The sequence below is a fragment of the Variovorax rhizosphaerae genome (genome assembly GCF_037889975.1).
In the GTDB taxonomy this organism is placed as follows: Bacteria; Pseudomonadota; Gammaproteobacteria; order Burkholderiales; family Burkholderiaceae_C; genus Variovorax; species Variovorax rhizosphaerae.
In genome coordinates this window covers 142,712-154,510 of the sequence record NZ_JBBKZT010000018.1, presented here as the reverse complement: position 1 = coordinate 154,510, position 11,799 = coordinate 142,712, and the positions used below count along the sequence as shown (strand labels likewise).

Sequence of the window (11,799 nt, the reverse complement as noted above, 5' to 3'; positions counted from 1 at the left end):
GTTGTCGTTTGCGTTTGGCTTCACCCATCGGGTGAGTCTGCCAAATCAGCCTAACTCCCCGCCAGTGCTGGATTCCCGCACTATCGGACGGGGGTAACTGCCGTTTTTAGGCTCATTCGAGATCCCTGACCCACTGGTCCCGCTGGAAGCCCAACTGCGTCAAGCGACTTTCCACTGCCTTCCATTCGCCCTCCGCGATCGTGCGTGTACGCGACAACACCCACATGTAGCGACGCGAAGGCTCCGTGACGATGGCCACACGCCGATCCGGCGACAGGTAGACGATGTCGTAGTTGCCCCAGGCCAGTGGCACCCAACGGACCCATTCCGGTGCAAAAGCGACCTCCAGCGAAGCGGGTCGAAGTTGACCGGACTCGACAACAGCGTCCGTGCGGGGGCGCGCGACGCCGACGACCGAATCATTCCCGGACTTCGTCTCGCACTCGTTGCGCACTTCGACCTGCCCAGACGCAAGAAGGCGGTAGGACGCCCTCGTGCGCGAGACACACTTTCGCTGGAACCAGTTCGGGATGTGCGCGAGCTGCTGCCATTCGCCCATGTAACTGGCCAGGTCGACAGCGGGCAGGGTAGCCTGGCGGGTCGCTCGCTCGCCGAACGCGCAGCCGCTGACCAGGGCCGCTGACAGCAAAGCTGAAAGCACGGCGAAGTAGGGAGGCTTGGAACGGCGAGCAACCATGGCAGATTCCCTGGCAAATATCCGATTCTGAAGGCCATGCCACGTGCGAGTCTGTCAGCCATCCGGCTGCCGAGGCCCCAACGGAGATCTCGAAGATTCAATTCGCTACCGGGTTCGGGGGGAAGGTGCGCAGGTAGGCAAACAGGTTTGCCAGCTTCTTCTCGTCATAGCCCCATCCCGAGAATCGCATCTTGTTGCCAGGCACGACCTGGTCCGGGCGCTTGATGAAGGCCGTGAGAGTTTGCTCGGACCAGATGACTTGCGATTGGCGCATGCCAACCGAGTAGTTGTAGTCTGCGACAGCGCCTGCTCGTCGACCCATCAGGCCATTGAGTTGGGGACCGAACGCATTTCGCGCAGAGGCGCCGACCTGGTGGCAAGAGGCGCACGCAGCGAAAGCAGCCTTGCCTGCAGCGGCGTCCCCGAAGGCCGTCTGTGCATACCCCGCCGACGCAGCGAACATCGATGCAGCAAGGAAAACGACACGCCTCAATGCTTGCCCCCCAGTGGCCAGGCTACTGGTCATCGTCTAGCTCCGCATGACGGGTCACATGCCTGTGCCGGACAAATTGCAGGCTCGCCACGCACACACCCAGCCAGGACAGCCCCGACAGGATTCCCGCCGCCACGTCACTCGCGAAATGGACGCGAAGGAACACGCGGCTGCAGGCGATGGTGAGGATCATGGCCACCGCTGCCATCGCCGCGATTGCGTGCCATCGCGGCGGCAGCATCCGGGTCGCGACATACAAGAGCATCCCGTACGCGACCAACGCACCCGAGGTGTGGCCGCTGGGGAAGCTGTAGCCCTCGACCTGCGGGAATTGCAGATCGTGCAACGGCCGGGCCCGTGCGAAGACCTGCTTGAGAAGCGGGTTCAACACGGCATTGCCGGCCAGCGCGATGACCCAGCCGGTCGCAAGCAGGCGCTCTCGTCGCTGCCAGAGCCAGATGGCCACCACCGCACCCAGGAGGGCGAGAGCGATCGGGTCGCCAAGATGGGTGAGCAGACTGAACGCACCCATCGCTGCCGCAGGCGTGTGACTGCCGATGGCATCGGCCAGCGCCTGGTCGGCAAGACCCATCGTGCGGCCAGGACCGAGGCGCAGGGCAAGCAACGCGAACAGGCTCGCCGTGCCGACGATCAGGAGGAAGCCCGTGCCATACGACCCCAGCAGTTGCGCGACGTTCCGCGCGCTGGCATCGTGCTGCTCGCGCCCGGCACGGCGCCGGTGCAGCAGGACGCAAGCCAGGCCGGTCACACCGACCGCGAGCAGCAGTCCAGCGAGAAAAAGAGCCAGCGCATGCTGCCCCACAAGTTGTGCCCACGACACCAGCGGCGATGTTTCAGCGGCCATGATCGGGCGAGGGTACCCCGCCCAGCGGCAACGTGTCGGCGCCGACCAACTCGAAGCGCGCCATGTCGCCCGCACAATCCCAGCGCTCGACCACACAGCTTCGCGGAAGGCCACCGGCCCAGCGGATCAGGTTGACCGAATTCGGCGCGCCCCTGCGTACACGCGTCGAGACCGCAGTCCCTGCCTGAACGGCCCACGCCGATCGCCCGCAGTCCGGAAAGTCGAGCAGCAGTGGCCGCACGAAGGGCAGGTGGATGTGCCCGCCGAGCACCAGGTCGGCACCGGCGGCGCACCAGCGCGCGATGGCCGCGTCGCGACCGTGCAGCCGGTTCGACGCATCCTCTGGCCGCGTCACCGCCACCGGCTGGTGGACCACCACCACGCGCAATTGATTCGCCGTGGCGAGCGCAAGCGCCCGCGCGACCTGCTCGACCTGCGATGCCGAGACCTCCCCATCCTCGTGCCGGTACCAGCGCGTCGTGTTGACCCCGACGACCAGGCAATCGGGTGACTCGAAAACGGGTTCCATCAACGGGCCGAAGGCTTCGCGATAGCGTCCGTAGGGGTTCAGCAGCCGCGTGGCGAGTGCGAACAACGGGATGTCGTGGTTGCCGGGAATCGCGAGCAGCGACGGCGCGCCAAGCCTGTCGACGAACGCGCGCGCCGCCTGGAACTGCGCGCGGGTGGCGCGCTGCGTGATGTCGCCCGACAGCACCACGAGGTCGGGGCGCTGCGCGTGAGCGAATTGCTCCAGCGCCCGGACCACTGGCGCCTGCTCGGTGCCGAAATGGGGATCGGAAACCTGCAGCAGCACCGTCATTGCCGCGTTGCCTCCAACTCCGGTGCCACGTCGGGGCGCAGCAGCCACAGCGGCTCGGGTGCGACGCGGAACTCCAGCGGCATGTCGAGCCAGTTGATCTCGCCATCGGTCGCGACCTTGACGCGGCGGTTGCCGCGCATCGGCCGCACCGACATGGATTCGAACGAGAAGCTCTGCACACTGTCGGCGTCACCCAGCCGACCCCACGCGCCGCGCGCCAGCAGGCCCAGCATGGCGAAGGCGCTCTGCGGCTTGAGCGCGATGGCGGCCAGCTGGCCCTGCTCCGGCGCATCGGCCTCGGCCAGTCCGACCTGATGCATTTGCAGCGCGTTGTTGGCGACGAACAGGGTCTGCGTGCGAATGTCGCGCTGCTTGCCGTGCCAGGACATGTGCAGGTACCAGGGCCTCACGCCGCGCAGCACGGTCACCATGCCGGACCAGAACGCCACCCAGCGGTGACGGCCGTACTGCGCCTTGAAGGCCTCGCGGTCTTCCAGCAGCTTGGCATACAGGCCCAGGCTCGCGTTGACCAGGAACACCTTCTCGTTGACCATGCCCACCTGCACCGCGCGCGGGTTCTCGCTCAGCAAGACCTGCAGCGCCTCGGCCGTGTCGGGCGGAATGCCGTGCGTGCGGCTGAAGTAGTTGAAGGTGCCCTGCGGCAACACGCCGAATGCGCAGCCACTGCTCAGCGCCGCCTGCGCCACCGCGTTGATGGTGCCGTCGCCGCCGGCGGCCACCACCACGCCCCGCAGTTCGCGGGCGCGTTCCACCGCCTCGCGCGCGCATGCTTCCAGGCGGTTCGGCCCATCGACCTCGTAGATGTGGAAGTCGCGCTGCACGGCGGCGCAGCCCGTTGCGATGATGTCCCGGGTGTGCGCGGCCTCGCCGCTGCCGGAACCGGCGTTCAACACGATCAGCAGGGGCGGGTCGGGAGACAGGTCGGGTGGTGTCATGCTGGGCGCTTGCGCCTGAGTTCAGTCGACACTGCCTTGCCCAGCGTGTCGAGATCGAAGGGCTTGGCCAGCACCAGCTGGGGGCCGATGACGCGCTCGACCGCTTTCATGTCGGCATAGCCCGTCGCCAGCAGAATCGGCAGTTCGTCGTACATCTTGCGTGCTTTCGCGATCACCTCGGCGCCATTCATGCGCGGCATCAAATAGTCGACCAGCAGCAGGTCGGGCCGGGCCTTCTCGAGTTCGATCAAACCCGCAGCGCCATCGACCGCCTGCCGGACACGGTAGCCCAACACCTGGAGGCATTCGACCATGCTTCGGCGCACGCCGGGGTCGTCTTCCACGACGAGGATCTCCGCCTGGACCGGGACCACCGCGTCCTGCGCCGCGGCAGCCTCCGCTGCAGCATCCTGCGGCGCAGGCGCCAGCGGAAAGCGCAGCCTGACCGTGGTTCCGGCGCCGACCTCGCTTTCCACCGCCGCGTGCCCGCCCGACTGTCGCGTGAACCCGTAGACCTGGCTCAGACCCAGCCCGGTGCCGGCATGCTGCTTGGTAGTGAAGAACGGGTCGAAGACCTTGCCCAGCAAGTTCGCCGCGATCCCCGTCCCGGTATCGCGCACGACAACGCTGACCGAGCCTCGCGGGTATGCGGGATCGCCGGGCCCGGCATCGACGTCGGCCGGCGCGATCACCGTGTGCATGTCCAGCACGCCGCCGTGGGGCATGGCGTCGCGCGCGTTGACCGAGAGATTGAGGAGGGCCATTTCCATCTGCGCCGCGTCGACGATGAGCCAGGCCGGCTCGGGAGACAAGGCCAGCGACAACTTCACGTGCGCACCGACCGAGATCGAGATCAGTTCCGCCATGTTGCGGATCAGTTCGTTCACGTCGTGCAGCTTGGGCACCAGGCTTTGCGTGCGTGCAAACGAAAGCAGCTGCCCGGTCAGGCGCGAGCCGCGATTCACGGCATCCTTCGCGCGGCGCGCGTAGTCGCGTACACGGTCCTCGTCGACCTTCAATCGCTCGATCAACTGGAGGTTGAGGTTGACGGCGTGCAGCAGGTTGTTGAAGTCGTGCGCGATGCCGCCGGTCAGGCGCCCGAGCGCTTCCATCTTCTGGTTCTGGACCAGCGAGCTCTCGATGCGCTCGCGCTCGAGGATCTCGCGCATCAGCCGATCGTTGGCGCTGGCCAGATCGGCGGTGCGCTCTGCGATCCGGGTTTCAAGCTGATCGTTGAGTTGCTCCACGCTCAGCTTCGATGACTGCAGTTCGGCCAGGTGCTTTCGCGTCAGGTACTGGCGTTGGCGGGCGCGCAGTGCGGAGAGCGCCGCGCTCGCCAGCGTGTCGGGATTGACCGGGCGCTCGATCAGCACCAGGTTGCTGAGCTCCTGCAGCGCGGAGCGCGCGCGATCCGTGCGGCGCACGGTCTGCCGCGCCGCAAGAACGACAAAAGGGTAGTCGGACCAGGGGGGCTGCCGCGAGAGCATGCCTCGCAGCGCTTCCACCAGACCCTCCGAGAGCGACTCCTCGGTGACGATCGTTGCAGCCGATTCCTGCTGGATGGCACTGATCAGCGCATGGGCGTCATCGCAGGCATGGACGTTGATCTGCCGCGCGGCAAGCACTTCGGTGATGACCCGCGCGTCGCGCCCGAAAGGCGCCAGGACGAGGATTCGATTTTCCACGCCGTCACGCCAGTTCGGCGTCGCCGAGCAGCGACGTCCCGCCACGATAGCGGGGGAGGCCCGCCATGACACCCTCGAAGTCCGTGAGCGCCTTGCCGATTTCCAGGCCGCCCGTGCCAAGGCGGAATTGATGGATCGTCGATGCGTGCGCGCTCGTGCGGCTCTTGATCACCGACACCGCCTTGAGGATCTGTCCACGGGCCTCGAAGTAGCGGAACTGCAGCATCGAATCGCTCAGGTAGCTCAGGTCGATGTCGTTGGGCACGTCGCTGGACAGGCCGTGTTGGGACAGCACCAGGATCGTCGTCACACCCTGCAGGTTGAGGTACGTGAGGAGCTCGTGCATCTGCAGCATGAGGAAGTTGCTGCCAGGCATGGCGACCAGGTAGGCGTTCAGCGTATCGATCACCACCGTGGTGACACCGTGCTGCTCCACGGCATCGCGCACATGGTGCGCAAAATGGCCGGCGGAGATCGCTGCCGGGTCGATGGCGTGAAGGAACAGTTGGCCCGCCGAGATGTGGTTCTCGATGTCGAGTCCGAGGGCGCGCGAGCGCGCGATGAGCGTCTTGATCCCTTCGTCGAACAGGAAGAATGCCGCCTTGCCGCCGCGCTCCATGGTGGCACGCGCGCAGCACACGGCGGTGGTCGTCTTGCCCACGCCCGCGGGCCCGGCGAACAGCAGGTTCGTGCCCGGGGTCAGGCCGCCGCCCAGCAGGAGATCGAGTTCTGCATTGCCGGTGCTGGCGGCATCGCTCGTGTGCGCGCGTCCATGCTCGCTCGCCACCAGGCGCGTGAAGACCTGGAGGCCGCCGCGGTCCAGCTTGAAGTCGTGCTCGCCTTCACGGAATCTCACGCCACGCAGCTTCACCACGCGCAGGCGCCGCTTGTCAGGGCCGTAGGTGCCGGTGTGCTGCTCGAGGTGGATCACGCCGTGGGCAATGCTGTGCAGGTGCATGTCGCCCGCGGCCGCTGACTTGTCATCGAGCATCAGCACCGTGCACCCTTGCGTCAGGAAGAAGCGCTTGAGTGCAAGGATCTGGCGCCGATACCGCAACGGGTTCTGGGACAGCAATCGCAGCTCCGACAGGCTGTCGAAAACCACGCGTTCGGGCCGCACGCGCTCGACCAGCGCCATGACGCCACGGATCGTCTCGCCCAACTCGAAGTCGGAGGGGTTGAGGATGCTTTGCTCAGCCTCGGCGCTCAGGCCGTCGTCGTTCACCAGATCGAAGATCTCGACGCCCTGGAGGTCCCAGCCGTGCGACAGCGCGCCTTGCGCCAACTCTTCAGAGGTTTCCGACAACGTGACGTACAGGCCCTTCTGGCCCAGCGCACGTCCTTGCAGGAGGAACTGAAGTCCCAGCGTGGTCTTGCCAGCGCCCGGGGTTCCTTCGACGAGATAGAGGTGACCCGCGGGCAACCCTCCGGCCAGCACCTCGTCGAGGCCGGGGACACCGGTGGGCTGCAGGATCGGCGCTTGTGATGGTGGGCGTTGACTCATGGTGGCGACAGCGGTTTAGCGTCACTTTTGCAATGGGTGGCTGAATCTAATAGCGCGCGCTCACCTCTTCGCGCCTTGCCGCGCGCGCCTGCGTGTAGGCGCATCTCTTGTGCGGATGTCGGTCGGCTTTCGCCAAGGCTCCCATGCCATCCATTCGTACTCGACGAATGCCAACTGCAGACCGCCAGGCGCGAAGGTCATGGATGCGCCGCGCGAGCGGGATGCACCGTCAACAAGTGGGACACATCGCCAACATGCGATGGACCCCGGATCGAACAATCACTTCATCGCGATCGAAGGCCGGTGATCGCGGCAATCCACTGTGTGGCAGACCGGTCCTTCACGTTCAATTTGCAAGGATTCCAGCATGTTCAAGCTTGCCCCGATTGCGGGCTCATTCACCGCGCGCCCGCTGCGCATCTTGTTGGGCGTGGCCGCAGCCGCACTGCTCGTCGGCGGCACCGCCATGGCCCAGCCACAAGCCACCCCGGAAACGGCCCCGGCCGATGCAACGCCAAGCAACGTCGTGCCGATGCCAGCGGCCAACTGGCTGTTCGTCCAGACCGGCACCTCCTTCACCTCCGACGGCAAGACGCTCACCATCAAGGGTGTCGCGCCGCAGACGCTGATGTTCTCCGATCGCCCCGAACGCATGACCGGCGACGTGCTCACCTCCAAGTTCGCCGAGTTCTGGAACCAGGGCAAGGACGACTTCCAGAAGGACCCGCCCAACGCGACCATCTCCACCTCGATCGACGACAAGACCGACCTCACGGTGGTCGAGTTGCTGAACCCGCGCTTCAGCGGCGACACGCTGACGTACGACATCAAGCCGCTGCAAGGAACCCTGCCGGCTGCCGGCAAGCAGATCAGCCTGTTCATCGACTGGTGGTATGGCCCCGGCTGGCATGGCGGCTTTCGCGGTGGCTGGCGAGGCGGCGTGTACATCGGCGGGCCCGCTGTCGTGCCGGTGCCCGTGCCCGGCCCGTACGCCGCCGGTCGCTGCTGGCGCGGCCCGTACGGCGGCCTGCATTGCCGCCCGTGGTGGGGGTATTGAACGCAAGCAGCGCTCGAGCGGCGAGGCGCGTCTTGCTCGGCAGGCTCATGGCGATCATGACCGTGCTCTTCGGCGTCGCCTTCGGCGGGCCGGCCGGTGCCATGGACCTCGGCGTGATGCTGCACCCGGCCTATGCAGGCGACCCGCTGCACGTCGATCCGCCGCTGCTGCACACCGGATCGGTCCTGCCCGGCGATGCGCAGCCGGTCCCTTGCGCGCAGGCGGCGCGTGACTTCGCGCCCGAGCTTTCACTGACCGAGGCGGTCGACATCCCCCTGTGGGGCAATCCGACCGTGCAGGCCGCTTGGGCCGGGCAGCTCGGCGTTGCCGAGTTGGACCAATGACTTTCAATGCAGGAGATAAGGACATGACGAACGACATCCCCAAGGGCTGCCCCTTCAGCCGCCGCGCAGCCGAGTTCGACCCCTTCGGCGACGGCTACCAACAGAACCCACCGGACTACCTGCGCTGGTCGCGCGAGGAAGAACCGGTTTTCTACAGCCCGCTGCTCGACTACTGGGTGGTCACGCGCTACGACAGCGTGCGGGCCATCTTCCGCGACAACGCAAGCTACAGCCCCGCCATCGCGCTGGAGAAGATCACGCCCACTGGCGAGCAAGCGAACGCCGTGCTGGCCTCTTACGGCTATGCGCCGGGCCGCACGTTGGTCAACGAGGACGAGCCCATGCACGCCGCGCGGCGCCGCGCACTGATGGCGCCGTTCGCGCCGGAGGCAGTGATCAAGTTCGAGCCGCTCATCCGCGGACTCACCAACGACTACATCGACCGCTTCATCGCCGACGGCCGAGCCGACCTGGTCGAGCAGATGCTGTGGGAACTGCCCTTGACGGTGGCGCTGCACTTCCTCGGCATCCCCGAGGAAGACATGCCGATGCTGCGCAAGTACTCGATCGCGCACACCGTCAACACCTGGGGCCGGCCGCGGCCTGAGCAACAGGTCACAGTCGCGCATGCCGTCGGCAACTTCTGGAAGTACGCCGGCGAGGTGCTGGCCAAGCTGCGACGCCACCCGAGCGGCCCGGGCTGGATGCCCTATGCCATCCGCCAGCAGGCGCTGCAGCCGGAGGTGGTGACCGACAGCTACCTGCACACCATCCTGATGGCCGGCATCGTCGCGGCGCACGAGAGCACCACCAATGCCAGCGCGCTGGCGATCAAGCTGCTGCTGCAGCACCCCGATGCATGGCTCGAACTCTGCCGCGACCCGAGCCTGATCCCGAACGCGATCCAGGAGTGCCTGCGCCACAACGGCTCCATCGCAGCTTGGCGGCGTATCACCACGCGCGATGTGTGCATCGAAGGCATCGACATCCCGAAGGGCGCGCGGCTGCTCATCGTGAATTCATCCGCCAACCATGACGCGGCGCATTTCGACGAGCCCGACCGCTTCGACATCCACCGCGCCGACGCAGCGCAGCACCTGACCTTCGGCTTCGGCGCGCACCACTGCCTCGGCAACCACCTCGCACGGCTGGAAATGCGCGTGATGCTGGAGGAATTCACCCGCCGCATCCCGCTCATGCGGCTCGCCAACCAGCGCTTCAGCTACCTGCCCAACACGTCGTTCCGCGGGCCGGAGCACCTGTGGGTGGAATGGGACGCGCGCGTCACTTTCCCGAGGGGAGGGGATCAGCACGCTGCATCGCCAGGAAGTTCTTCTCGCAAAAGTCCCCGGCCTTGCGCAACATCGAGCGATTGAGCGCGTTGGCGAGCGGGGCGTCGCGGTCCATATAGGCATTCACGACGCGCACCCGGTCGCCCGAGAGCGACTCCATCTGCTCGTCGCTCATCAGGCCGATGCGGCGGAACCAGGCCATCTTCCACTTGAGTGACTCCAGCACGCTGATCACCAGCGCGTTGCCGCACAGGCTCATTTCCTCTTCCAGGTAGGACTCGATGTGTCGCATGAAAGGCTCGCCGCCCTGGGCCTCGGCCTCGGCCAGCACCAGTGCATGCGCGTGCAGGGAGCGCAGCGCCTCGTCGGATGCGGTGGCGACGATGGCATCCGACATCAGGCCGTGCACCGCGGCCCGGAAGGCGTACAGGTCGCGGATCGCCTGGGCCGACACCGGCACGACTTGCGGCCGCCGGCGCGCGGTGAGCGTGATCAGGCCGTGCTGGTTGAGGATCAGCAGGGCCTCGCGCACGGGCGTCCGGCTGGTGCCGAACTGGTTGGCGATGTCCACCGAATTGATGATCGCGCCCGGCGCCAACTCGCCCCGGATGATGCTGTTGCGCACCGTCTCGACGATGGTGTCGACGGTGATGTCGTCGGTCGCCTGAGCCTGGTTCATCGTGAATTAGTTTTGATATTCAATGTCGACAGTGTAGTGAGGAATTGCAAATAAACGTCGACAAACCGGCTGTAGATTCATAAAGTGTCGACACTATCCGCTGATCCGGTGGATATATCGCGAGGCAGATGCCTCCTCAGTCAATGCGCCCCGCAGCGGCGAGTCCTGCGGACCTGAATCGACCGGAGCCCGACATGAACCTCTTGTGCGATGACGAACTGTTGCTTCCCGCGGAAAGCTTCAAGCCGGGCCAAGGCCCCTTGCAGGAGCAACTCGCACGGTGGCGCGATTGCGTGGGGCCGGCACTCGATGTCAGCGTGGCCGACGACGACATGCCGCAAGAATGGACCACCCACACCACCGGCTGGAACCTCGGTGGCGTGATGGTCGTGCGCGGCCACTACGACCCGCAGACCCTCACGCGCAGCGCGAGCAGCATCGCGCGCGACAAGCTCGACCACTACGTGCTGCACCTCAACCAGTCGCAGCACGCGATGCACTTCGATGCCAACGGCCGTCGCATCGTCGTCGAGCCCGGGCAACTGCTGGTGAGCGATTTCTCGCAGCCACGCGCGGTGTTCTGCACGGGCGACATCCTGACGGTCTTCATTCCGCGCGCATCGCTGGATGCGCTGATGCCGCGGCAACTCGACCTGCACGGCGTGGTGCCGACCGGCGCCTGCAGCACCATCCTGGCCAGCCACCTGCAATCGCTTTCCACGTTGCTGCCGCGCATCACGCGCAAGGAGGCGCCGGATGCCATGACCGCGACGCTGCAACTGCTGGCCGCCAGCCTCGCGCCGACGATCGACATGCTGGGCATGGCGCGGCCGTCGGTGGAGGGCACGTTGTTGCGCCAGATCCGCCAGTACATGGAAGATCACCTGTCGGAAGAGGAACTCGGCGCGGACAGCATCTGCGCGCACTTCCGCATCTCGCGCTCCACGCTGTATCGGCTGTTCGAGGCGGAGGGTGGGGTGCTCAACTACCTGCAGGACAGGAGGCTGCTGCGCATCCACGCGTTGCTGGCGTCTCCGACGAAGCGCAGCTACCTCGGCCGCATCGCCGCCGATAACGGCTTCAAGAGCGCCACGCACTTCAGCCGCGCGTTTCGCGCCAAGTTCGGCTACAGCCCGCGCGAGACGCGCACCGGGCAGGCTTGCGTGGCGGGCGGAGGGCCGCGTGTACTGGGCTCGTTGGCGCTCGCGTCTACTTTCGGACGCTGGTTGACTTCGCCGCCGGTCACTGCATGAGCGCCAATCAGGGCGCGACTAACGAGCTTTCGCAAAATCGGCCGGAAGACACGAATTGACTTTGGCGCCTTGGATCGCGTGGTAAGCCTGCTCTCGAACGAGTGGAATGGAGTTCGGTGAATGGAGCGCAACCTGGCGCACGTAGTTCAGGTTC

Annotated in this window: 11 protein-coding genes and 1 pseudogene; 4 read left to right on the top strand and 8 right to left on the bottom strand. The window is 66.1% G+C overall.

Features of this window, described 5'->3' with window-relative positions; translation table 11 throughout:
- Positions 1 to 112 precede the first annotated feature (112 nt).
- The 7 genes from WKW82_RS30480 to WKW82_RS30450 form a co-directional block, all read right to left on the bottom strand.
- Positions 113 to 697, bottom strand: coding sequence for a lipocalin family protein (locus tag WKW82_RS30480; protein ID WP_340346497.1), 585 nt, complete (start codon positions 695 to 697; stop codon positions 113 to 115).
- Between the two features lie 97 nt (positions 698 to 794).
- Positions 795 to 1,160 (bottom strand): c-type cytochrome, encoded by a 366-nt coding sequence (locus WKW82_RS30475; RefSeq protein ID WP_340346510.1) that lies wholly within the window; start codon positions 1,158 to 1,160, stop codon positions 795 to 797.
- Between the two features lie 52 nt (positions 1,161 to 1,212).
- A complete protein-coding gene (locus WKW82_RS30470) occupies positions 1,213 to 2,055 on the bottom strand; it encodes a phosphatase PAP2 family protein (protein WP_340346496.1) in 843 nt (280 codons plus the stop codon).
- Complete coding sequence (locus WKW82_RS30465) at positions 2,045 to 2,875, bottom strand: metallophosphoesterase family protein (protein ID WP_340346495.1); 831 nt, start codon at positions 2,873 to 2,875, stop codon at positions 2,045 to 2,047. The genes WKW82_RS30470 and WKW82_RS30465 overlap by 11 nt, the downstream gene beginning before the upstream one ends.
- Positions 2,872 to 3,831 carry a diacylglycerol/lipid kinase family protein gene (locus WKW82_RS30460; RefSeq protein WP_340346493.1) on the bottom strand — a complete coding sequence of 320 codons (960 nt, stop codon included), beginning with the start codon at positions 3,829 to 3,831 and terminating at the stop codon, positions 2,872 to 2,874. The genes WKW82_RS30465 and WKW82_RS30460 overlap by 4 nt, the downstream gene beginning before the upstream one ends.
- Positions 3,828 to 5,516 (bottom strand): response regulator, encoded by a 1,689-nt coding sequence (locus WKW82_RS30455; RefSeq protein ID WP_340346491.1) that lies wholly within the window; start codon positions 5,514 to 5,516, stop codon positions 3,828 to 3,830. Before WKW82_RS30455 ends, WKW82_RS30460 begins: the two co-directional genes overlap by 4 nt.
- A 4-nt stretch (positions 5,517 to 5,520) precedes the next feature.
- Positions 5,521 to 7,020: an ATPase domain-containing protein gene (locus WKW82_RS30450; protein ID WP_340346490.1), complete on the bottom strand. Its 1,500-nt coding sequence runs from the start codon at positions 7,018 to 7,020 to the stop codon at positions 5,521 to 5,523.
- Between the two features lie 367 nt (positions 7,021 to 7,387).
- Between WKW82_RS30450 and WKW82_RS30445 the strand changes: the two genes are divergently transcribed.
- The 3 genes and pseudogenes from WKW82_RS30445 to WKW82_RS30435 all read left to right on the top strand — a co-directional run.
- Positions 7,388 to 8,077, top strand: coding sequence for a hypothetical protein (locus WKW82_RS30445; RefSeq protein ID WP_340346489.1), 690 nt, complete (start codon positions 7,388 to 7,390; stop codon positions 8,075 to 8,077).
- A gap of 56 nt (positions 8,078 to 8,133) precedes the next feature.
- Positions 8,134 to 8,421 carry a hypothetical protein gene (locus tag WKW82_RS30440; RefSeq protein WP_340346488.1) on the top strand — a complete coding sequence of 96 codons (288 nt, stop codon included), beginning with the start codon at positions 8,134 to 8,136 and terminating at the stop codon, positions 8,419 to 8,421.
- Positions 8,418 to 9,698 (top strand): annotated as a pseudogene (locus WKW82_RS30435) (cytochrome P450); the annotation flags it as partial. The gene WKW82_RS30440 and the pseudogene WKW82_RS30435, both read left to right, overlap by 4 nt.
- 7 nt (positions 9,699 to 9,705) lie before the next feature.
- Here the strand turns inward: WKW82_RS30435 and WKW82_RS30430 are convergent.
- A complete protein-coding gene (locus WKW82_RS30430) occupies positions 9,706 to 10,392 on the bottom strand; it encodes a GntR family transcriptional regulator (RefSeq protein WP_340346487.1) in 687 nt (228 codons plus the stop codon).
- A 194-nt stretch (positions 10,393 to 10,586) separates the two neighbouring features.
- On the opposite strand from WKW82_RS30430, the gene WKW82_RS30425 reads away from it, so the two are divergent.
- Complete coding sequence (locus WKW82_RS30425; RefSeq protein ID WP_340346486.1) at positions 10,587 to 11,645, top strand: helix-turn-helix domain-containing protein; 1,059 nt, start codon at positions 10,587 to 10,589, stop codon at positions 11,643 to 11,645.
- The last annotated feature ends 154 nt before the right edge of the window (positions 11,646 to 11,799 follow it).

Coding starts and splice junctions, on each gene's coding strand:
- WKW82_RS30480 (WP_340346497.1), bottom strand. CDS start 697: ATGGTTGCTCGCCGTTCCAAGCCTCCCTACTTCGCCGTGCTTTCAGCT.
- WKW82_RS30475 (WP_340346510.1), bottom strand. CDS start 1,160: ATGTTCGCTGCGTCGGCGGGGTATGCACAGACGGCCTTCGGGGACGCC.
- WKW82_RS30470 (WP_340346496.1), bottom strand. CDS start 2,055: ATGGCCGCTGAAACATCGCCGCTGGTGTCGTGGGCACAACTTGTGGGG.
- WKW82_RS30465 (WP_340346495.1), bottom strand. CDS start 2,875: ATGACGGTGCTGCTGCAGGTTTCCGATCCCCATTTCGGCACCGAGCAG.
- WKW82_RS30460 (WP_340346493.1), bottom strand. CDS start 3,831: ATGACACCACCCGACCTGTCTCCCGACCCGCCCCTGCTGATCGTGTTG.
- WKW82_RS30450 (WP_340346490.1), bottom strand. CDS start 7,020: ATGAGTCAACGCCCACCATCACAAGCGCCGATCCTGCAGCCCACCGGT.
- WKW82_RS30445 (WP_340346489.1), top strand. CDS start 7,388: ATGTTCAAGCTTGCCCCGATTGCGGGCTCATTCACCGCGCGCCCGCTG.
- WKW82_RS30440 (WP_340346488.1), top strand. CDS start 8,134: ATGACCGTGCTCTTCGGCGTCGCCTTCGGCGGGCCGGCCGGTGCCATG.
- WKW82_RS30430 (WP_340346487.1), bottom strand. CDS start 10,392: ATGAACCAGGCTCAGGCGACCGACGACATCACCGTCGACACCATCGTC.
- WKW82_RS30425 (WP_340346486.1), top strand. CDS start 10,587: ATGAACCTCTTGTGCGATGACGAACTGTTGCTTCCCGCGGAAAGCTTC.